At 34.6% G+C, this 21,766-nt stretch carries 19 protein-coding genes and 2 tRNA genes; 3 read left to right on the top strand and 18 right to left on the bottom strand.

The genetic code is table 11. The features are described from left to right. From N3F66_10930 to N3F66_10865, 14 genes are all read right to left on the bottom strand, one after another. Nucleotides 1-365, bottom strand: a 365-nt coding sequence (locus N3F66_10930; GenBank protein ID MCX8124655.1) for an enoyl-CoA hydratase/isomerase family protein, incomplete at its 3' end; no start/stop codon positions are given. Between the two features lie 90 nt (nt 366-455). Next, complete coding sequence (locus tag N3F66_10925; GenBank protein ID MCX8124654.1) at nt 456-1,880, bottom strand: 3-keto-5-aminohexanoate cleavage protein; 1,425 nt, start codon at nt 1,878-1,880, stop codon at nt 456-458. Between the two features lie 12 nt (nt 1,881-1,892). Beyond that, nucleotides 1,893-3,074, bottom strand: a complete 1,182-nt coding sequence (locus N3F66_10920; GenBank protein ID MCX8124653.1) for an SCP2 sterol-binding domain-containing protein — start codon at nt 3,072-3,074, stop codon at nt 1,893-1,895. A 9-nt stretch (nt 3,075-3,083) separates the two neighbouring features. Continuing rightward, nucleotides 3,084-4,280 (bottom strand): thiolase family protein, encoded by a 1,197-nt coding sequence (locus N3F66_10915; protein MCX8124652.1) that lies wholly within the window; start codon nt 4,278-4,280, stop codon nt 3,084-3,086. Nucleotides 4,281-4,291: 11 nt separating this feature from the next. Then, nucleotides 4,292-5,437, bottom strand: coding sequence for a thiolase family protein (locus tag N3F66_10910; GenBank protein ID MCX8124651.1), 1,146 nt, complete (start codon nt 5,435-5,437; stop codon nt 4,292-4,294). Between the two features lie 55 nt (nt 5,438-5,492). Then, on the bottom strand, nt 5,493-6,041 hold the full coding sequence (locus N3F66_10905) for a PHP domain-containing protein (GenBank protein ID MCX8124650.1): 549 nt from the start codon (nt 6,039-6,041) through the stop codon (nt 5,493-5,495). Nucleotides 6,042-6,304: 263 nt separating this feature from the next. Then, complete coding sequence (locus N3F66_10900) at nt 6,305-6,847, bottom strand: S-adenosylmethionine:tRNA ribosyltransferase-isomerase (protein ID MCX8124649.1); 543 nt, start codon at nt 6,845-6,847, stop codon at nt 6,305-6,307. Further along, entirely contained in the window at nt 6,819-7,343 is a 525-nt protein-coding gene (locus N3F66_10895; GenBank protein MCX8124648.1) for an S-adenosylmethionine:tRNA ribosyltransferase-isomerase, read from the bottom strand. Before N3F66_10895 ends, N3F66_10900 begins: the two co-directional genes overlap by 29 nt. Nucleotides 7,344-7,507: 164 nt before the next feature. Continuing rightward, nucleotides 7,508-8,650, bottom strand: a complete 1,143-nt coding sequence (locus N3F66_10890; protein MCX8124647.1) for a SpoIID/LytB domain-containing protein — start codon at nt 8,648-8,650, stop codon at nt 7,508-7,510. 17 nt (nt 8,651-8,667) lie between these two features. Further along, nucleotides 8,668-9,558 (bottom strand): site-specific tyrosine recombinase XerD, encoded by an 891-nt coding sequence (gene xerD, locus N3F66_10885; protein MCX8124646.1) that lies wholly within the window; start codon nt 9,556-9,558, stop codon nt 8,668-8,670. A 157-nt stretch (nt 9,559-9,715) separates the two neighbouring features. Continuing rightward, the gene (locus N3F66_10880; GenBank protein ID MCX8124645.1) at nt 9,716-10,894 is read right to left on the bottom strand and encodes an ABC transporter permease; all 1,179 of its coding nucleotides are present in this window, start codon (nt 10,892-10,894) and stop codon (nt 9,716-9,718) included. Between the two features lies 1 nt (nt 10,895). After that, a complete protein-coding gene (locus N3F66_10875) occupies nt 10,896-11,603 on the bottom strand; it encodes an ABC transporter ATP-binding protein (protein MCX8124644.1) in 708 nt (235 codons plus the stop codon). A gap of 22 nt (nt 11,604-11,625) precedes the next feature. Next, nucleotides 11,626-12,735, bottom strand: a complete 1,110-nt coding sequence (locus N3F66_10870; protein ID MCX8124643.1) for an efflux RND transporter periplasmic adaptor subunit — start codon at nt 12,733-12,735, stop codon at nt 11,626-11,628. Continuing rightward, nucleotides 12,732-14,126 (bottom strand): TolC family protein, encoded by a 1,395-nt coding sequence (locus tag N3F66_10865; GenBank protein ID MCX8124642.1) that lies wholly within the window; start codon nt 14,124-14,126, stop codon nt 12,732-12,734. The genes N3F66_10870 and N3F66_10865 overlap by 4 nt, the downstream gene beginning before the upstream one ends. 206 nt (nt 14,127-14,332) lie before the next feature. On the opposite strand from N3F66_10865, the gene N3F66_10860 reads away from it, so the two are divergent. Further along, on the top strand, nt 14,333-14,539 hold the full coding sequence (locus N3F66_10860) for a DUF1858 domain-containing protein (protein MCX8124641.1): 207 nt from the start codon (nt 14,333-14,335) through the stop codon (nt 14,537-14,539). Nucleotides 14,540-14,639: 100 nt separating this feature from the next. Here the strand turns inward: N3F66_10860 and N3F66_10855 are convergent. The 4 genes from N3F66_10855 to N3F66_10840 all read right to left on the bottom strand — a co-directional run bounded on the left by N3F66_10855 (nt 14,640) and on the right by N3F66_10840 (nt 18,115). Then, nucleotides 14,640-14,721 (bottom strand) — tRNA-Tyr (locus tag N3F66_10855). A 6-nt stretch (nt 14,722-14,727) separates the two neighbouring features. Next, nucleotides 14,728-14,800 (bottom strand) — tRNA-Thr (locus N3F66_10850). A gap of 73 nt (nt 14,801-14,873) precedes the next feature. Then, nucleotides 14,874-16,433, bottom strand: a complete 1,560-nt coding sequence (locus tag N3F66_10845) for a glycosyltransferase family 39 protein (GenBank protein MCX8124640.1) — start codon at nt 16,431-16,433, stop codon at nt 14,874-14,876. Then, entirely contained in the window at nt 16,418-18,115 is a 1,698-nt protein-coding gene (locus N3F66_10840) for a glycosyltransferase family 39 protein (protein MCX8124639.1), read from the bottom strand. The genes N3F66_10845 and N3F66_10840 overlap by 16 nt, the downstream gene beginning before the upstream one ends. Nucleotides 18,116-18,321: 206 nt before the next feature. Here N3F66_10840 and N3F66_10835 point away from each other — a divergent pair, with 206 nt between their 5' ends. Both N3F66_10835 and N3F66_10830 read left to right on the top strand, forming a co-directional pair. After that, nucleotides 18,322-19,413: a glycosyltransferase family 2 protein gene (locus tag N3F66_10835; GenBank protein ID MCX8124638.1), complete on the top strand. Its 1,092-nt coding sequence runs from the start codon at nt 18,322-18,324 to the stop codon at nt 19,411-19,413. Nucleotides 19,414-19,658: 245 nt separating this feature from the next. Further along, nucleotides 19,659-21,359, top strand: coding sequence for a sulfatase-like hydrolase/transferase (locus N3F66_10830; GenBank protein ID MCX8124637.1), 1,701 nt, complete (start codon nt 19,659-19,661; stop codon nt 21,357-21,359). The last annotated feature ends 407 nt before the right edge of the window (nt 21,360-21,766 follow it).

The following is a 21,766-nucleotide window of genomic DNA, read 5'->3' as shown; positions in this document are numbered from 1 at the left end:
ATTCGCATGTGGCACGCCAGTGCTATCTCCATACCACCACCAAGACATAATCCATTAATAACTGCAATGACAGGTTTTGGCGACAGCTCACATAAAGAAACTATTGCCTGTGCCCTGCTGGTCACATCTACACCTTTTTGATACGTATCAACCTGTTGTACTGCATTGACGTCAGCACCAACAACAAATGTGGAACCTTTGCCTGTTAACATTATGACATGCACATTATTGTCCTCAATAAGCTTATTCATAATACTTTCAAATGCTTCCATTGTCTCTTCATCTAATGCATTCAATGGGGGATTATCAAAGTACACAACTGCAACATTCTCTTTTTCCATCTGATAATAACACTTGGAACTCATACTATCTACCTCTGCACCTTGTAGTACTTTTGCATGGATGTACACATCCCCGCATGGCAAACATGTCAGCAGGGATGTGTTACTCAGTAACTATCGCTTGCGTATTCCCATTATTTCACGAGCTTCATCTGGTGTGGCGGGTTCTCTACCCAACGATTCGGCTATGCGTACTGCCCACTCAACCTGCTCGTAACTACCCTTTGCTAACTCGCCGGTGGGTATTCTTATGTTATCCTCAAGACCAACTCGCATATGTCCGCCAACAAGACATGACATGGTAACTGCTGGGAACTGTTCAACTCCAACTCCACAAGTGGTAAAATTGGAATCTTCAGGCAATGCGTTTTTCAATACCATAAACATATCCGGCCTGAATCCCATACCTCCTGCAACGCCCCATACAAAGTTGAAGTTATATGGCTTTGTAAAGAATCCCTGTTTTGCAATCAGATACCAGTTATCAAGGCCACCAAGATCATACACTTCAACTTCGGGCTTTACGCCATTCTCTTCCATTGCCTTACCAAAATCCTGCAGCATGGTAAAAGTGTTCTCAAAAACAAAGTCTATGAATATTTTGCCGGTCTTGCGGTCAATAATGCTGAAGTTCATAGTATTGGTATTGAGCGAAGCCATTTCAGGTTTTACATGTATTATCTGGCTTATACGCTGTTCAGGTGTTTTGCCCATACCCACTGCTGAGCTTAGGTTCACAATAATATCAGGGCATTTTTCTTTAATTGCATCATGTGTATCCTTGATACGCTTATGATCATGAGTTGGGAAACCATTATCCTCACGTGCATGTACATGTACCATAGCTGCACCTGCTTTATAGCATTTGTATGCTTCTTCGGCAAATTCCTGTGGGGTATATGGCACAGCCTCATTCTGATTCTTCATAGTGGCAGCACCTGCTAATGCTGCAGTTATAATAACTTTCTTTGACATAGCTTTCCTCCTTTCGCGCAATAATTTATCTTCTTCAGAAATGATTGGCTCCTCCCTCTTTGCACCTTCAGGTTTTCGTTCTGAAACAAATGCTTTTTCAGGCTTCTTTGGTGCAAAATGAGAAATATCAAGAATAGTGTTTGTGGGTGACGATGAAAATACTGCTTCCACCTTCATTCCAATTTTCACTTCCTCAGGTGCAATGCCGTCCAAAATATGAACAATAGGAGTATCTGCACCATCTAATTTTATCAGTGCCATAACATATGGAGCTTTTTTGGGCAGGTGTTTGTCATCATAGCGGACTACAGTAAAATTTACCACCTCACCCAAAGGACCAACATCCACCCAATTGTCGCGTATATCTGTAAGATCACGTTCGCATGTTTGCCTAGGTGGCACATATACCTTATTGCATACCGGGCATTTAACACCCATTATCTTTTTCTTATCACGAAGTGTAGTAATAAAAGTACTTCCCACCCTCCCGGCAAAATAAGTATAAGGCAATGCTAACTTTCCTTCAACTATAAAACAATCTTTCCTATCATAATCAAGTGCCATACCATTCCTCCATTACTCATCAATCTCAAAGTATTTAATATCAAAGATGCTTCCAGTGCGATGTTCATTCCAAACAGGTCTTACACGAGTTCCGGAAACATCATCCTTTCCACCTTTTATTCTATCAATTTGGTCTCTTCTTATAAGATGCGCAAAGGTGTCATTACCCCGACATCCATCCAGGAGTATATTTGCCATTCCATACGGTGTCTCACGTGTTTCACCTGTCAATGGGTCTGGGCTTGCATAGTAGACATATTCCATATACCTAACCTGACCTTTTGGTCCCACTTCAACCCACTCATCAACACGAACACGGCATTCTGCACATACTTCACGGGCAGGTAGTTGAATGCGTCCACATTTGGGACATTTATTCCCTAATATTTTCTTTTCTTTTAATGCATTTAAAAATTTACCCATAACTGGCCCTGTTGAAAATTTTTGGCCAATCGAAATAGTTTTCTTTAAAACAATTAATTCCTGTTCTGGAGGACCACTTGCCATCGGGTCCTGATATTTAGCAAATATCTCACCCAACTTCAAAGCAAGTTGCGTTTCACCTACAATCGCCGCCTTCCCTGCCGATAATAGCGAAAATGCATCAACTTTTCCAAGCATTACATCAACCCAATCCTTAGCTTCCTGCACTTCCAGTTTTACAGTAAACTTCTCTGCTCGTTCTTCTTTAAGTTCAATTTTTCCATCTTTGATATAGGCAGTCCACACCCCACCATCAGCACCACCAATATCATATACAATCACTGCTTCCTGTGGTGCATTCTGAGGCTGGAATCGGGATACCAGAGTACCAAACATATCAAGTATGTAATCCCGAGTTGACATAGCTGCTTTTTTTGGTACATACTTCTTGAACATCTTACCGGTTTTTCCAAACAGTCCAAGATCACCCTCAATCTTTACCTTGCCACTACTAAAGGCATTTGCAGCATCAACTTTGCCAATATTAATTCCTACAAATGTTTCCCCATCACACTCCATAACTGCAACGCAATCACTAATGTCATCAGTCTTGATGATCTCCAACAAGCCTTCAGTAACAATTATTTTCCATTTGCCTTCACCAATAATGTTGTAACCAAATTTTGCTGTGACCCCTTTAGCACCCTCTGGCCTAAACCGGTCATTCATTGAATCAAATATATCTTCTACTTTAACACCCCAGTATTCCATATTGACCTCCTACCAGTGTAATTCTTTTTCTAACATCATTAAAACTGTCCACATTGTTCCACCAAATCCTGATGCCAGTGCATGCTTAACCTCTTTGGGAATTTGATGAGCACCAGCATCACCTCGTATTTGCAGTGCGGCTTCAGCCACTCGTAACAGAGCAGTTGCACTTATAGGATTTGTTGCTATAACACCACCTGATGGATTTATAGGCATAGAACCACCTATCATTATGTCTTTGTTTTCAACCAACCTTACATGCTCATCACCTTTTAACAAGAAGAAGTCTCGCAACCAATCCAATCCCCACCATGCTGCAGGATCATACATTTCAAAGACATCAAAATACTCTAAAGGGTTTTTAATATCATTACGCTCAAACAATTTCTCTGCTGCAAATTTCATAGTTTTCTTTATAGGATAATTTTTGTGATAGCCAAAAATATTAAATGTTTCTTCACGATGAATTGTTATGTGATCACGCACCCATACAGGTTTTTTTGATAGCTCTTTAGCCTTTTTTTCGCAGGCAAAAATAACCGCACAAGCACCATCAGATTGCGAACACATATGTATCAGTCGCAATTCACCCACCAATCGTGGTGAAGTTTCCATTAACGTATCAATCTGATCAAAATCCAGCCCAAATGCCCTATGTGCGTTTGGATTAAGGCATGCATGCTTATCCATTATGATGCGGTACATCATTGCAGCTCGTTTTGCTCTATCTTCGCCAAACTCCTGAATGATATCATAAGCAGTGGAACCAGTCAACGCACCTGTCTGTAGGTTTCTAAACCATAGTGGGTCGGCCATATTTGTAATGCCACCAGTAGTATGGCCTTCTTGTAGCTTTTGAAATCCAACTGCCATAACGATATCATACATCCCAGAGGCAACTAAATTATCACTTGCACATGCAAGAGTTGTGCCAACAGTACCACCTGTGGTAATTCTGATACTATCTTTCCCATATGCACCTGTTCCCAGAACATGCCACAAATCCGGTTGATGAATCATCTCAAAAAGCTCCATATTACCATGAACAATACAATCCACATCCTTTATGCTTATATTTGCATCTTTCAAGGCAGCAGAAACTGCTTCATGTATCAATTCAGGCTGATTTACATCTTCTCTATGGCTTGAGTGCTTGGTTTGCCCAACTCCAATAATTGCCACATTTCTATTCTTTTTATGTGCCATACTCACCCTCCTTACACCTCAAAAATTACTACAGCTTGATGCTGGCCAGCGGCTCCATACGTGCTTTGTGCTAGTGCACGTTTGACACCCTTAACCTGACGTTCCCCGGCCTGGCCTGTCAGCTGATAATAGCATTCGATAGCTCTAGCAGCTCCACCTAAAAGCAGTGGGTTACCGTTTAACATTCCGCCAGATATATTCACATTGAATTCATCCATTCCACCATCGTGTATCCATTTACCGCCAGCACCTTCTTTTGTAAGACCAATGCCTTCAGCCCACATCGGTAACTGATATGCAGCATGATCACACAATTCAAAAAGCTGAATATCTTTGGTAACATTTTTGATTCCTGCTTTTTTCAATGCTCTTTCTGTAGCATTTTTAAGTGAAAAGTTTGATGTTAGGTCCTTATCCCCTAAAAAGTAGCTATCCATACAGCTTGCATATCCTGTAATCCATACTGGATTATCTGTGAATTCTTTCACACGCTTTTCACAGCATAGTAACATTCCAAAAGCCCAATCAGTTGCAGGGTAATAATGGAGTTGTCGCAACGGATCTGCAATTAAGGGAGATTTCATTACATCATCTTCTGAAATCTGTTCATTTTCTCGCGCATAAGGATTTTTCTTTGCATTTTTCCTTGAACGTACAACCACTTTAGCTAGATGCTCTTCAGTCACTTTTGATTTTTCCATATAGGCTCGTGCCTGCATAGCATTTACGTTTACAAAGTCCATTCCAAGCGGTCTGCAATAAAACGGATCAAAGGCTAAATTTGTACACATATTACGGCTTTCAGTTTGTGATTCTTTCATATGCCCCATAAAAAGAATCACATCATCATGCCCCGAGAGTATGCTTGCCATAGCATATCCCAACCCATTAAGGCTTTCCTGCGCCATTTTCTCTTCACCCCTGAAATGAGCACCAACCACATCAGTCATACCATTGTTTGATATAGTACGCGCATCCCATACATCATCCGAACAGGTAATAACTGAGCGTATCCCCTTTTCCATATCAAAGCTAACCTTGGTTTGCTGCATTATGCTCTCAAAACATTCCAATAGCATATTCTGGAAACGCGCATACCATAGATTGGGGTCATTCTTTATCTGAGCAACAGCACAGATAGCAACTCGATTAGACATACCTAGTGAACCTCCTTTCATTTAATTATATGCTAATTGTAAATTATACACTTGGTTAACAATAACAGTTCCAGAAATCTCCATTCTTAATTGCCTTTAATATTGAATCTTTATCTCTTTTTGCATCAAGTTCAATCCATGCCCTGCCAATTCCAATAGCCGCGTGTGCATCATCAGAAACTATTGAGGGATGAGGAAATGTCATTTCATCAAAACGTTTTACTTTAAAACCTTTTGTTGTGATTTCCATTACATCAATAGTGAACATTTTTTGGAGTTCATATAATCGATCCATGATTTGATCTATATCCAGATCATATTCAGGTAGGTGATTGAATACATGAAGAATCTGGGTTTCGCCAAAAATTCGGTTAATATGTATGTATCCTTTTAAAAAAACAGTCATTTCCACACCTGGAAAAATTACCATACCCGATTTAACATTGTTGTATATTGCATCACAACCAGGTTTTAAAAGGTAATCATGATCAGTAAAGGCTATGAAATCATACCCCTTTTCTTCATACCGCATCGCTACCTGTTGCGGAGTAAGCGTTCCGTCAGAACAAGTAGTATGTGTATGTATGCACCCTTTCAATAGCATCGTATTATATTATTTAAGTAATTTTTTAAACATTTGAATGAATGTCCAACCAATATTTTGATAAAAAAAATAAAAATTTGAAATTTCATTTAATTTATTGGACATCCAATCAATAAGCAATTTAACTAACATAAGACAATATGTCAATAATTTTTTAAAAAATTTTTTTTATTCTTAAAAAAATTCTCTTTCAACATTTAATCGAATATATTGAATATTAAAAATACAATTGATTTAACATAAACATTACATGCCATATTATACTATATGATAAGCATTGCATCTCCATATGAAAAAAATCTGTATTTCTCCTTCACCGCCTCCTTATATGCATCCATAATACAATCGTATCCCGCAAATGCTGCAACCAGCATAAGCAGTGTTGACTTTGGTGTATGGAAATTTGTAATTAGAGCATCCACTGATTCAACTTTATATGGTGGATGAATAAAAATGTCAGTAGCACCATGTCCATAGCTGTACTTGCCATTAGAATATACTGACTCAAGTACACGCAGCGATGTAGTGCCAACAGCTATAATCCTCCCTCCACTTTCTTTTGCTTTGTAAATAGCTTCTACGGTTTCCTTGGGCAGGAAATACTCTTCCGTATGCATTTTGTGCAACCTGATATCATCCACTCTAACAGGCTGAAATGTTCCCCACGATACATATAACGTTAAAAAAGCTATTTGAGCACCCTTATCTCGTATTTGATTTAGTAATTCATCTGTAAAATGTAATCCAGCTGTAGGTGCTGCTACCGCTCCATATTCCTTAGCATACAGCCGTCTGATACCGCTCATAATCTGTTTTATCTGGAGAGCGTTGTATGTACGGTGGGAGAGGTATCTCCCCAATTTCTTCAAGCATTGCATAATCTAGGGAAGGCTCAAATTTTACTGTTATACCTGTTTGGTGTTTTTCCTCAATAGCTATCGAAATTGAATTATTCTTTATTGGATGTAACACTTCACCTGGTTTGATTCTTTTTAAACGGTTGCAGATAGCTTCCCACATACCATTTTGTAATTTTTTTGTCAAAACCAGTTCTACTATTGCCCCTGTGTTACGTGTACAATATATTCGGGCAGGAATTACTTTAGCATTGTTAAATATCAAAATATCATTGTTATTAATATATTGGGGTAAATTATAGAATTTTTCATGTATATATCGTCTGCTTTTTCTTTCAAGAACAAACAGCCTGGATTCTTCCCGTTTTGAAGATGGATGCTTGGCAATCAGATCTTCGGGAAGCTCAAAATAATAGCTACTCAACAAATATAAATTTTTATCCATGCTACCAATTGTAAAATTTGTAAATAGAACGCAATAAAAATTTTTCTCTACTATGTACTTGTAATATACTTTAAGAATTGGTAATAAATTTGATTTTTATTTATATGCGATAGCTCATGTAATAAAGTTTCAGTATTTGATATATAGTCATATATATTTATACATCACCTTGGTCCATTATAGGCAACTATTTGTATACCTCTGTAATAATAGGTAAGTATTTGATCAAATCGCATTCCCTGCTGTGCCATTTCCTTTGCACCCCACTGGCACATACCTACTCCATGCCCCCATCCATGGCCTGTTAACATTAATCCTGTTGGTGTTTGCTTTGCTTCAAAATACAGGCTTTTTATCTTTTTTGCTTCAAACATCAAGCGAAAATCATTTCCACTCATCCTTATTAAACCATTTTCATGTTCTATTTTTACTACAGTTACACGAGTATCTTCCCGCCCTAACGTGATTGCTTTAATCTTTCCTACCGCTTTATACCGTTTCACCAGCGCCTCATATATTTCATTTAATGTAAGCTCAACCTGCCAACTATAATTAGGCGAATTTTTACAATACGGGCATACTACCGAGTTTAGATACGGTAGATCCTCACCCTGCCATACATATCTATCATCGGTAGTTTTACCACCACATGTTGAATGGAAATATGCAAGTATAGGTTTATTATTATACGTCATGATGATGCCTGCGGTGGTATCCACAGCTTTGTTTGTTGCTTGTGTTTCAACTGTCTTTCCTTTATATACCTGAAAATTATGGGTTCCATATAGATCAAAGTAAGTACTGCCCGTTTTCATCAAATGATAATACGCATAGGTGCGCGCTGCAACAGCCTGTGCTTTCAGAACTTCCATAGGCCAACCTGGCATTATCTCTGAAGGCAATACTCCGTACAGATATTCATTCATTTTTAACACATTGACCACCTGTATTTTCCCCACAACAGGGTAAAGCTGAATCATACCACGTACACTAATACCATTTACCTGAATTTCATTATTCCACGATTCAAATTGAAGTGCCTGAGAAAGCTGATTATCAAATACTACAAATCGCTTAGCATCCCCATTATATACAATAGCATTGTTTTGTAGCTTTGTTACTTTTGTCTTTGCTGTGGTTACTATTTCAACTTTTAACTGGTCACGCAATAAAAGGACTTTAATATAATCATTATCAAGTCCAATTCTCTTGCCAGTTTTGGCCAGATATTCTGGCGGAGGTACACAACCTGATATCAAAACAAAGGCTATTAAAAGCAAAAATCTGAAAACATGAGCTATCGCCATACCAAATCCTTATGCTGTTACCCTTTTGGATGGAAACGTTTATGAATTTCCTGCAATTGCTTACGGGCTAAATGTGTGTATATCTGTGTTGTGGAAATATCAACATGTCCCAGCAATTCCTGAACTGCCCTAAGATCTGCTCCACGCTCTAGTAAATGCGTGGCAAATGAATGGCGCAACGTATGTGGCGTTATGTTTTTACGTATGTCAACCATTTTTGCATATCCTTTGAGCAGGCGCCACACTGATTTTCGATTCAACATACCACCTTTTTTGCTTATAAAAAGATATTCACTTACTCTGTTTCCTAAAATAATAGGGCGGGAATCATTAAGGTATTTTTCTATCAGGCGTTTTGCTTCATCACCAATTGGCACAATTCTTTCTTTATTGCCTTTGCCCAATACCTTTAAAAATTTATTTTTCAAATCAACATCAACAACTTTTAACTCAACTGCTTCAGATATCCTCAACCCTGCTGAATATAACAATTCAAATATAGCTTTATCTCTAAGTTGATATATATCATCTTCCCTGATTGATGCAAAAAGCCTATCTATTTCTTCAATTGATAAAAAATCTGGCAATGTTTTCTGAAAATGAGGGGTCTCAATTTTTACTGTTGGGTTGTTTATATTCTCAATGCTAGCTATATAATTATAAAATTGCCTTATTGCTGCCAAAGAACGCGCAAGAGTACGTGCAGAATTTCGCTTTTTGTTTTTTTCAAAAAACAAAAATTGCTCCACATCATCCTGCGTGGCATTAAGTATTGTTTTATTTCTTCGTGCAAGAAAATCTGCAAATTTTTTTAAATCATACGTATACGAATAAATAGAATTAGGAGAAAGCCCCTTTTCAATCTGTAAAAATCGCTTAAACCTTTTAATTGCAATTATGTCTTTCAATGTTTGTCACCTCATCATAATATTCCTCCTTGATTCGCAATTGTCCTACCGGGGATACTATAAATTATTCATATTACAATATATTTTTTTATGTCAGATATAATATCGGAATATTATGGATTATGTCTTGAAGGGATTTAAAGAAAATTTTAAATATTTATTCATACCGTAATGCTTCAATAGGCTTTAAATCAGCAGCTTTTTTGGCAGGATAATACCCAAAAAATATGCCAACTGCACATGCAAAAACAAATGATAATAGAATTGAAGTAAGCGAAAATATATAAGGCCATTCTACTATATAGGTTATTATGTAATACACAATTAACCCCAATACAATTCCAACAATGCCACCTAATCCACTTAAAGTTACCGATTCTATTAAGAATTGACTCAATATATCCCGCTTTTTTGCACCTATAGCCATTCGTATCCCTATTTCGCGAGTACGCTCACTTACAGACACAAGCATAATATTCATTATGCCAACACCCCCCACAAAAAGCGAAATTGATGCAATACCCGCCAGCAACAGTGATAATGTTTTGGAAATATATTCAGCCATTTCAAGCTTCTGTTTACTGGTTGTTATCCTGAACTCATTAGTATCAGATGTTATCATATGCACTCTGTTCAGGTAATTTTTAATAAGTTCTACCGCCTCATCCATTTGTTTATCTGAATACACTGATACATATATACGGTCAATTTTATTGTTACCAATTATTTTACGCTGCGCTGCACCATAAGGTATCACTACTACATTATCAAAATCCTTACCACCAAATGATTCACCAAGTTCTGACAACACTCCAATTACTTTAAAAGGTACATTATTGATAATTAAAATATTCCCCACTGGTTCTTCGTAAATAAAGATATCCTTCATCACTGTTGCACCTATTATAACAACCTTTTCATGTGTAGCTATTTCAACGTCTGTAAAATATCTACCTGAGGTCAAAGGCCACAATTTCATTTTAAAATAGTCGTTTTCCACACCGTACATGCCGCTTATCGTTGAACGGTCTTTATAATTGACCTGCACACTGGATTTTGTAATGACAATAGAAACATATTGCACCTGAGGAAATTTGCTTTTAATATTTTGTGCATCGGCTTCAGTCAATAAATTTCTAAAGGAAGCAATCTCCATTGCATTTTTCCCATAGGTACCCACCCTTTCTTCAACTGTAATCTGAGCACTTCTTCCTATTCCAATCATCACTATGACCGAAGAAACACCAATTATTATGCCAATACTTGTGAGCATTGACCTAACTTTATTTTTCGAAAGTGACCGTAATGCAGTGATTAAAAGATTAGTAAAATCCATACTATTTTCTGCTTCTTTTTAACTTTTTAATTGGACTGTCATCGATAATCATGCCATCTTTGAAAACAACCTTTCTATCGGCATACTCAGCAACATCAGGCTCATGTGTTACCATTACAATTGTGATATTATAATCCTTATTTAGTCTGGTAAATACATTCATAATTTCGTATGTATTCTTTGTATCTAGGTTGCCTGTTGGCTCATCGGCAAGCAATATAGCAGGGTCATTTATCAATGCCCGTGCAATTGCAACACGCTGCTGCTCACCACCAGATAGTTCATTGGGATGATGCATCTCTCTTCCGGATAATCCAACCATTGCCAAAAGCTTTTTTGCCCTGTTTTTCATCTCTTCATGAGTAAAGCCACCCCTATAAAATAGCGGCATTTCCACATTCTCTATAGCTGGAGTACGTGAAAGCAAATTGAACCCCTGAAATACAAAGCCAATTTTTCTATTCCGTATTTCAGCTTTTTGATTATCATTTAAAGATGTACCATCAATGCCATCTAATATATATCTTCCCGAAGTAGGCGTATCCAAAAAACCCAATATATTCATAAACGTAGATTTTCCTGAGCCAGAAGCTCCCATTATTGCAACAAATTCACCTCTTTTCACTTTCAGTGACACGCCTTTCAAGGCATGAACTGAAACTTCCTCGCTTAACTTGTAAATCTTGTGTAGATTTTCAATATTAATTATTGGAGTGTTCATACAGGTAATATTACTTTTTAATTGAAATCTGTTTTCGTACACGTAGAAGAATAGTATCACCTGGTTTTATATCGCCTTTTTTAATTTCAGTATACATATCCCCATATAATCCGGTTTGTACTTCAACTGGGACAATTGATCCTCTTTTCTTCTTCCAAATATACTTTTTATTCTTATCAAGCTTGTACTTATCAATAAAAGGTGGAATAACTGTAAACGCATCATTGGGAACTCTTAAGACATTTTGCTTTTTATCAACTTCAATGGTAACTATTGCTGTCATACCCGGTTTTAATAAATACTGGGAATTATCGCATATCGCAACCGCATCATACGTTATAACCCCTCCCCTGTTAACGGGATTAAACCTGATTTGCCTGATAGCTCCGGTAAATGTCTGATCAGGATAGGCATTCACTGTAAATCGTATCTTCTGGTCATTTTTTACTTTGCCAATATCAGTTTCATCTATTACCACCATAATTTGCATGGTTTTCAAATCATGTACCATCAGGAATAACCGTTTATTTCGTACAACTGGATCGGATTCATTAATATCACGCGATACAATAATACCGCTAATTGGAGCATAAATTCGTGTATTTTTCTGCATCTGGAGTAAATTTTTATAATCAACCAGTACCTGGCTATATGTCAGCTGCATCTTTTTGTATTCATTTTCAGCCATTTCAAGAGCACTGACAGAAATCATATGCTCTTTGTACATGCTTCTTTTAACCTGAACATCATTTTCCATATTCTTTAAATCAATATTTAATTGTTCAAGTCTTTTCTGCATTTTTAAGATATCATTCTGTAAATCCCCAGCATCGATTAAGGCCAATAATTGATTTTGCTTTACATGCTGATTAAAATCCACATATACCTTCTGCACAACACCATTAACCTGGCATAATATAGAAACAGGTTCTAATAGGTCAATTGTCCCAGTTGTGGAAATAGTCTTTGATATTTCACCTACTATAACTTTATCGTAATCATAAATATACTCTGAATCATCAACCCCAGATCCCCAAAAATATATTATTATAAGAATAATTATGACAATACCAGCAATGACAAATTTTTTCTTATTATTTAAAAACAACTGTTGTATCATTTGGCATTAACCTCTTTTGAAAAAAGAATATTTTCATCAATACACAATAAACTTATTAATTGATTATAATTAATATAATAATCAGTAAGAATTTTTACAAAATCGATAGTTGCATTTATATAATTCAACTCTGCATCCTGTAATTCATTTTGGGTTATTATTCCCCTGTCATAATTTTTCTGAACTAAATCCAGATATTTCTTAGCATTTTCTATTAATTGGCGTGATATATTCAATTGCACTTTCATATCTTTTAATGAAGTATAGTAACTTTTAATACTCCCCTGCAGAGTATCTACAGTTGTTTTACTATTATACATGGCTTTATTATAGGTAACAGCAGCACGGTCAATACTTGAAGATAACACACCACTAGTAAAAATAGGGAAATTTGCTGTTACACCAGCATGCATAGTAGGCTTCCAATTATTTTTATCCGACAATGATTCTGTAAACTCGCCATTCTGAATAGATCTGTTTTCATATCCAAGTGATGCAATAATATTTATAACCGGAAAGCGTTTGTCTTTTTCAATATCTATCTGTGTTTTTGCAATTTCCTGATTAATTTCTGCAGATTTAATATCAAAAGAATACTGTGATGCTAGTTCAAGTAACTCATCCAGACTGTGTGGTATATCAGCTACAGAGCTATCGATATCAAAACCAGTAGTATCTATATCAAACGGTTCAATTTGAATGCCCATCAGTGATAACAATTTATTTTTTGCAACTGCAAATTCATTCTGTGCTCTTTGGTAATTCAATTGGGCATTAGTCAGGTCAACCTGTGCCTTTGAAACATCAAGCATGGTTCTTTGCCCATTTTTAAATAGTTGTTCAACATTAGCATATTTTATTTCAAAGCTTTTTACCAATTTTTCCAGTAATTCACTTTTCTTTTTTGCAAATGCTAACTGATAATACGCTATTTTGACATCGCGGATAACATTATTTTTTACCTTCAAAGCTGATAATACCACATTATTATATTCAAGCAAACGCAATCGCTCATAATTATTTTTATTGGCATCATACAGTTTGTAACTTGCCTGCGCACCAACAAACAAACCTATAAGTGTATCTTTGCCGGGGACATTGAATGAACTATTCACTGCATTTGATTTCAATATTTCAATAGTCTGAACAGTACCATTTACCTGTATGTTGTTACTTCCCTGAGTGATTTTCATATTCAACAATGCAGTGTTGACATCCTCCATTGCCATTTTTATATTTATATTGTTTTGTAATGCTATCTGTAGACAGTCTGATAAACTTGCACGTGCAAAATTGTCTGCATGCAAATTTTTAAAATTAAAAAAATACACAAATATTACTACAAGAAGAAAAATATTTACCCTGGTACATAAAAGCATCTTACATTTCATATTCAAATCCATATGCTTTCAAATGAAGTCTTGAATCTTTTTTAAGGATATGAAGAACATTGAACAACATTAAACCAAATCTAACGTGTACCATACTATATAATGCAGTAATTATATTCAATTAAAAAATAATATTCTGAAAACAGAAACCCTCCATGCTATATTATATGCAATACAATTATATTACAGCAGATGAGGTTTTTAAAATGAAAAATACAATTACAAAAGATATGACCTTTGGCGAACTTGTTCAAAAATATCCAACTGCAGCACAGATTCTTGCTTCATATGGTTTGCACTGTATTGGTTGCCACATTGGTATATACGAAACCATTGAACAGGGAAGCAAGGCACATGGACTGACCGATACTCAAATAAATGAAATGCTAGAAAAATTAAACCAGGCAATCTAAAATCTTTCAGCCTTAATCACGCATACTGACATTTCTGGATACCAGTCCCAATAAAAAAGAGCTATCGCACAATTATAAGCGATAGCTCTTTTTATTTATTTGGTGAGGGGTGGATTCGAACCACCGAAGGCTTCGCCAACAGATTTACAGTCTGCCCCCTTTGGCCGCTCGGGAACCTCACCCTTTAAAGCTGGCGAGAGGAATCGAACCCCCAACCCGCTGATTACAAATCAGCTGCTCTACCGATTGAGCTACGCCAGCAAAGCATGAAAACCTTCATATTAAATATAGCGTACGTGTCAATAATTTTTCATAAAAATAATCGGATAGCTTTCTACTTTTTTATATAATCATTGCGTAAATACATATTCATTTTATCAATACTAGTATAAAATGTATAATGAGTGTAAATCATTTTACTAAGCGTTGGGAATTTACTTAAAGGAAATCTGTCATACCCAAAATATCCTGATGGGGAAGTATCAATAAATACTTCAGGAGGCTTTTTCATAAATTCACTCATAAATTCTTCACGAAGATACTGAATATACTTATTAACGTTTTCACCCATATCTTCATTGGATACACCAAATTGTCGCCCCGAAACATAATCAGTAATAATAATCTTTGATGAACAACGTCTGTTAGCATAAATATAAGCCACAGCTCCTGAGCCCCACACAAACATCGTGTCATGCGGAGATGTTATTTGCTGCACCCTTGCAGCAACTTTTTTGTAGGCAACATCTGATAATGCATTGCTATCGCCAAGATAATGGTAAGTAAGAGGAATATTAATTCGAGAGATAGTAAAAATTATAGCAAGTACCACAAAATATATATATGTCATTCTTTTATAATGTGATGGCACATGGAAAAAAAACAATCCGGCTAACATTGAAAGTGGTAGAACCAACTGGATAAAATAGTGACCATATGCCCGCCACCCAAGCATCACTGCAAAAATGCTGCCAACTAACCATATCGTAAGCAATACAAGCAGATTTTTATCATTGCTGGTAGCATGTAACCTTGCTATAAGTTTTTGTACAATAATAATCCATAATGGAAGACTGCATATAACAAACAATAAAAACCGTGCAACAGCTTTAAGATACGGAACTGTTGTCATGCCACTTTGAATGTATTTAAAATTATACAAAAAACCAAGGTTTATGAAATCACTCAAAGCACCTTTATGATAAAAATACGCTATTGCTACAAATATAGGCATGAGAAAGCCTAAAAAAACCAATGTTAGAATTTTTATTTGTTGTATAAATTCATTCATTTTATTTTCAGCATAGAATATTGTATATACTCCAAATACGCCAAAGGCAGCTAATATAACACCTGCTTTGTAATTAATTAAAAACGATATGCCTGCACATATACCAGACAATAACAGATAAAAAATATTCTTATTTTTCAACACAACACAATAATAAGCTATAAACGACAGCAACACGGGAAGCGTATACAATGTTTCTGTATTTGTTGCTATATATTTTGGCTCATACGTATGCATTAAAAATATAAAAAATAAACTGGCTGCCTTTGCCACATCTATTCCAGCTATCCTTACAACAAATGAATAAAGAATAGAAGCGGATATAAACACCACAAAAATTGTTGCTACATGAACGGCAAAAAGATTATTAGTACCAAAAAGATAAAATATTATATAATAAAAAAAATAAGTCAATACCGGCTTGTTATCGTATACGCCTGCATAGGGTATAGCTCCCCCCAACCACTTATTTGCAAATTCTGCAAATGCAGCTTCATCAATATCAATAATGGTGTGATACAAAGCAGGTATGCGAAGAGCCAGTATTACAAAAAACATCAGTATATAAAAATAACACTTCTTATTAATTATTTTTTTGTCCATATTCGCGCCTTCCCATAATATCCTTTAAATTCATAATGTGCATTAAGGTATTCGATTATTGCTGGAAAATCATCAAGGCTTCCAAACCTTCCCAATCGTAATATAGGAGTTTCATGAATGTTAAAGTAATATGCTGGTTCTCCTTTTTTTCTGTACACCATAACTTTCTTTATCATATCAGTACTACCAACATCAACAAAAAGATCAGGTTTATATTTACCAATTATAGTGATAATGCTTTTTTCATGTTCATGTATATATGCGGCATTGCCCTTTTCCCTTTGAACTATCGCAAACAATGCCCCTTCATTAAACCAGTATGAAGGCACCACCGAATTGCCACTTGTGAAATAATCAATTTCTGTTCCCATTGGCCATATAAGCATAGAGGAACCAGGATAGTGTGTATTAATATATTTTATTGCAGGCAGCAGGCTTTTATGCGGCAGCAAATATTCACCATACGATCCTATCACAGCTATTCTGAAAATCTCAGTACATTTGCTTTCGTTGTGCTTGAGGTTATGGTTATATTTGTAAATGTATAAATCTTTGTAATGCCAAAATAAAAAGAAAAGAATTGTAAAAATAATCTGATATAATACCAGTTTTTTCCCTTTTTCAGTACACACATCAAGAATTTGTTTGGCCGATAGCATCGCAACTGCTGGCATGAGGGGAATAAAGTAATGTACTGAAACTCGTGAACCTGCCGCAAATATCAGAATAAAAAAGCAAATGGATACATACACAAGCAATACAGTTCCACTATCAAACATTTGCTTTCTGAAATTTTTTATAACATTGATAATCAATATAATACCAGAATACCAAAAAAAAGCATGAAAAATTGAAAACTGATATACCCTCCACAATAATTTAGCAATAATTAATAACGGATTAAAGCCCCTGTTGGCAACGTATGAGTACATTCCATAAAGTGCCGAATATATCCTTTCAAATATATGTATGTGAGTATAAGCTTGTACAATAACAACAATCCCTATACATAAAAGTGCTGTTATGGAAATTATACCCAAAATATATTTATAAAATCGTATATATTTTTCTCTGTCAAAAGATAGAGGGAATATGAAAATAAAATGTGATAGAATTACCGGCAGTATGAATATGCCCTGAAACTTTATCAAATATGATGCAATAATATTTATTACTATAAAAAATATATAAAGCTTCTTTTTTTCATATACTGCACAATAATAGAAATATAATGCAAAGATATTAAACAGATTATAAAATATTTCACCATTTGCTGCTAAATACTCGGTATGATAGCATGAAATGACAATACCATACAAAAAAGCAGCAAACAATCCAACCTTTTTATCATAGATTTTCTTTGAAAGGTGATAGATTCCCAACATTGTTCCCAAAACAAACAATAGCCCTAAAAAATGAAACGATGATGGTGTATCTGCTATATGCGTGATAGAAAATTTCATGAGCCAGTGATACAGTAAGCCTTTGTTCATTGAAGAGGTTAATCCCAGCAACTCCCGCTTTGCCAGCAAATATGAAGTAATAACATCAACATGAATAAAGTCAATAATGACTGAAGGCAGCCGTAGTATAACAGTAACTATCGCAATAAATAAAAAAGTTGGAAATGTGGATCGCTGGAATATTTCATAAAAAGATTTGACAGGATTTTTGAATGCCAAGTAATTTCTCCATAAAATTAATTGACTATTTTTACTATTAAAATAATGTGTAAATAAGTAAAATTGAGTCAATAGTTTTTTTATGTGTATAGTTTGCAATTGCGCCATAATCTAAATGATAGTATATGTACGCATTTCAATGAACATAAAGTGTGAGAATAAAAAATGCATTCGCTACATGCCTATAATAAATAAAGGATTTGTTTATGAAAAACCTTATTTCTATAATTGTTCCAACATATAAAGAAGCTGACAATATACCTGTTCTTATTGAATCTATTGATAAAGCAGTAAAACCACATCGACTTGACTATGAAGTTATTATTGTGGACGATAATTCTAAAGATGGAATCGAAGACAAAGTAAAAGAACTAAAGAAAAAAGGATTCCCTGTTTCAATCAAGGTACGGATTAATGAGCGTGGACTTTCTTCTGCAGTCATTGAAGGATTCCGACTTGCTCAAGGGACTATATACCTGGTAATGGACGCTGACTTAAGCCACCCTCCAGAAAAAATTCCCGAGATTGTTGCACCAATCATTGAAGGCAAAGCTGAATTTGTAATTGGCAGTAGGTTTGTCGAAGGAGGTTCAGCAGAGCATTTTAACTGGTACCGCAAACTCAACGCATGGGTATCCAAAATGTTAGCCCGACCGTTTACAAAGGTAAAAGACCCAATGGCTGGATTTTTTGCATTCAATGCAAAAATTTTAACTCCTGAAATACTCAATATTTTGAACCCACTGGGGTTCAAAATTGGACTGGAAATTATAGTAAAATGCAACCCAAATAAAATTATAGAAATACCCATATCTTTTAAAGAGCGGCTTTTTGGAGAAAGCAAACTTTCATTTCGTGAGCAGTTACTATACTTATTACATTTGAAAAGACTTTTTCACTATAAGTACCCTTCCATGTATCAGTTTTTGTTTTTTTCACTTATAGGCTCAACAGGCATGATAGTGGATATGACCACAGTATTTATTACGTATGGATTGTTACACATAAACTTCAAGATTGCACGTGCCATTGCTTTTATTGTTGCATTAACGTGGAATTTTTTCCTAAACAGGAAGCTTACTTTCCCTGATTCACCTCATAAAAATTTACTCATACAATACAGGAATTTCTTTATTGTTTGCAGCATAGGAGGCCTTTTTAACTGGTTTATCTCAGTTTATCTGTATTCAACATACCCCTATTTTAAAGAATTTTACCTACTGGCTGTATTTATAGGTATTATGGGGGGATTAGTGATTAATTTTCTTGGATCAAAATATATTGTGTTTGGTAAGTAATTAGACAATAAAATGAGAATTTATGCCCTCACCATAATGCTATTCATGACTTGAAAACAAAAGGAACTTCAAGTATGAAGTGCTACTATACTTAAAAAATTATTAAAAAAAAATAGATAAAAATCTTATTCAATGCCATGATATTACATATGCATGATTCCAAAGAAATAATGAGTTTAAATATTCTATCATATTTTGTTAAAATCAGCAGATTCCAATAAGTAAGTATAAGATATCGAGTAAACATGCTACACATTATAATCCCTGAAAAAAAAATATTAACTATCATCTTGAAAGTTTTTATATGCATTTTTTTACTGTTCATAGTTGTAAAAGATTTTAATGAAACAAATCAATATTACCTTAATACTTCGGCAATTGAATATATATTTTTCATCATAGCATGGATATCTAGCATACTACTATTTATAATACTAATAATTGGTGAAAAAACATTTTTTAAGAAAATACTAATTATTGTATTTCTCACTTCATATTTATTGGTAGATATTTGTTATTCAACTCTAAATACTACCTTGACCGCTGAAACCATATCACTTTTTTGGAATGAAAGATCCTACTTTGATGAAGCATTATTTACATATTGGAATATTCTAATATTTCCTTTTGCACGTTTTCTTATTTTAATTATTATAACATTTTCTGCTATAGACAAATTCATTAAGCTACGGATAAATAATAAAATCTTAATTATTTTAATTATAATTCCATTCACAACAATATTTATATTATCATCAAAACCCAACGGTAAGGGGATAGATGGTTTGCCACCTCATTTCGCTCCTATTCCTTTCACATCTCATCTAGCTATAGTACATATTCAGTACAAAAAAATTAAACGAAAAGAGGTAGATATACCTATAAACCATCATTTCGACATAAAAAACATAGTACTGATAATTGATGAGAGTATTAGAGGTGATTTTATTGATCTAAATTATAATAGAAAAACAACACCATATTTAATAATGATAAAAAATAAAATTATTAATTATGGTTTAGCAATTTCTTCATATAATAGAAGTAATGGAAGTAATGCAATATTAAGAATGGGAATTAGTCTTCAGGATCTTATTAGCAAAGAAGGTCATAAAATATTATTTTCAAATCCTTTCATATGGCAATACGCAAAAAATGCGGGATTTAAAACTATATACATTGATTCACAAAAATTACAGTTTCAAAACTATATGGATGAAAATGAAATTAAGTATATTGATTTGATAATAAGACCAAACTTTAATAGCCAAGAAGACACTGATCATCAAGCTGCAAATATATTAAAAAAATTACTACAACAACCTGAAAAAAAATTTATAATCTTAGTAAAAGCTGGATGTCATTTCCCATACGAATCACGTTACCCAAAAAGTGAAAGGATTTTTTCACCAGTCATGACATTTGGCTTACCAACAAATGATAGATTAAAACTAATTAATTCATATAGAAATGCTATTCGATGGTCAGTTAATAATTTTTTTCAAATATTAATTTCAAATATTTCATTAAAAGATACAGTAATATTTTACACTTCTGATCATGGACAAAATTTATTTGATGAAGGTACAAATGATATTAATTTAAGACATGGTACCAACAAAAATTCAAAAGTTCAGGAAGTTATAGTTCCGATGATGATTTTAACCGAAAATAAAAATTTTATTCAATTATCAAGAAAATCTCTTTTCATAAACTTTAATAAAACAACACACTTCAACATTTTTCCTACAATCCTTTATTTGATGGGATATAATAAAACTGCTATTTCTTCTAAGTATAACGCAACTCTTTTTGATACAAATGATACGCCCTTGGGTTTTTTTAATGGTAATCTTAGATTTGGAATAAGAAAATTCAATAAAATCGATTATGATCTAACTAAATATATTGATAAAGAAATAGATATATTAATCAAAGGTAATTAGTGATAAGATTCACTTAATATCTATATCTTTATGAGCTAGTTTTCTATATTTATATTATTATTTTTCTGCACCATTAATTCCTTAACCTGAAAACTGAAGAATTTTATCAAAATGTATATCCTTATATGTACAATTTATTATATGTATCAACATTTGTGAATACGGATATACATAATCTCTCATTACTCTCACCTTTGTTACTTTTCTCATCTGTGCTATCAATACCATGAGATACGCAATGAGAGCTGTATATAATTGCATCATTACTCCTTGTGGTGAACGACTTAACCAATGATTCACTTTTAAAAACGTCTTAATCCAGTAAAATGCAATTTTAATCCATTTTTGTGCTTCCTATGCCGTGCCCACTTCATCGTTGCAGTCGCCGTTAACAATGATGAATCGAT

This window comes from Spirochaetota bacterium, from assembly GCA_026414805.1.
GTDB lineage: Bacteria > Spirochaetota > UBA4802 > UBA4802 > UB4802 > UBA4802.
This window is presented reverse-complemented; position numbering and strand designations above follow the sequence as displayed.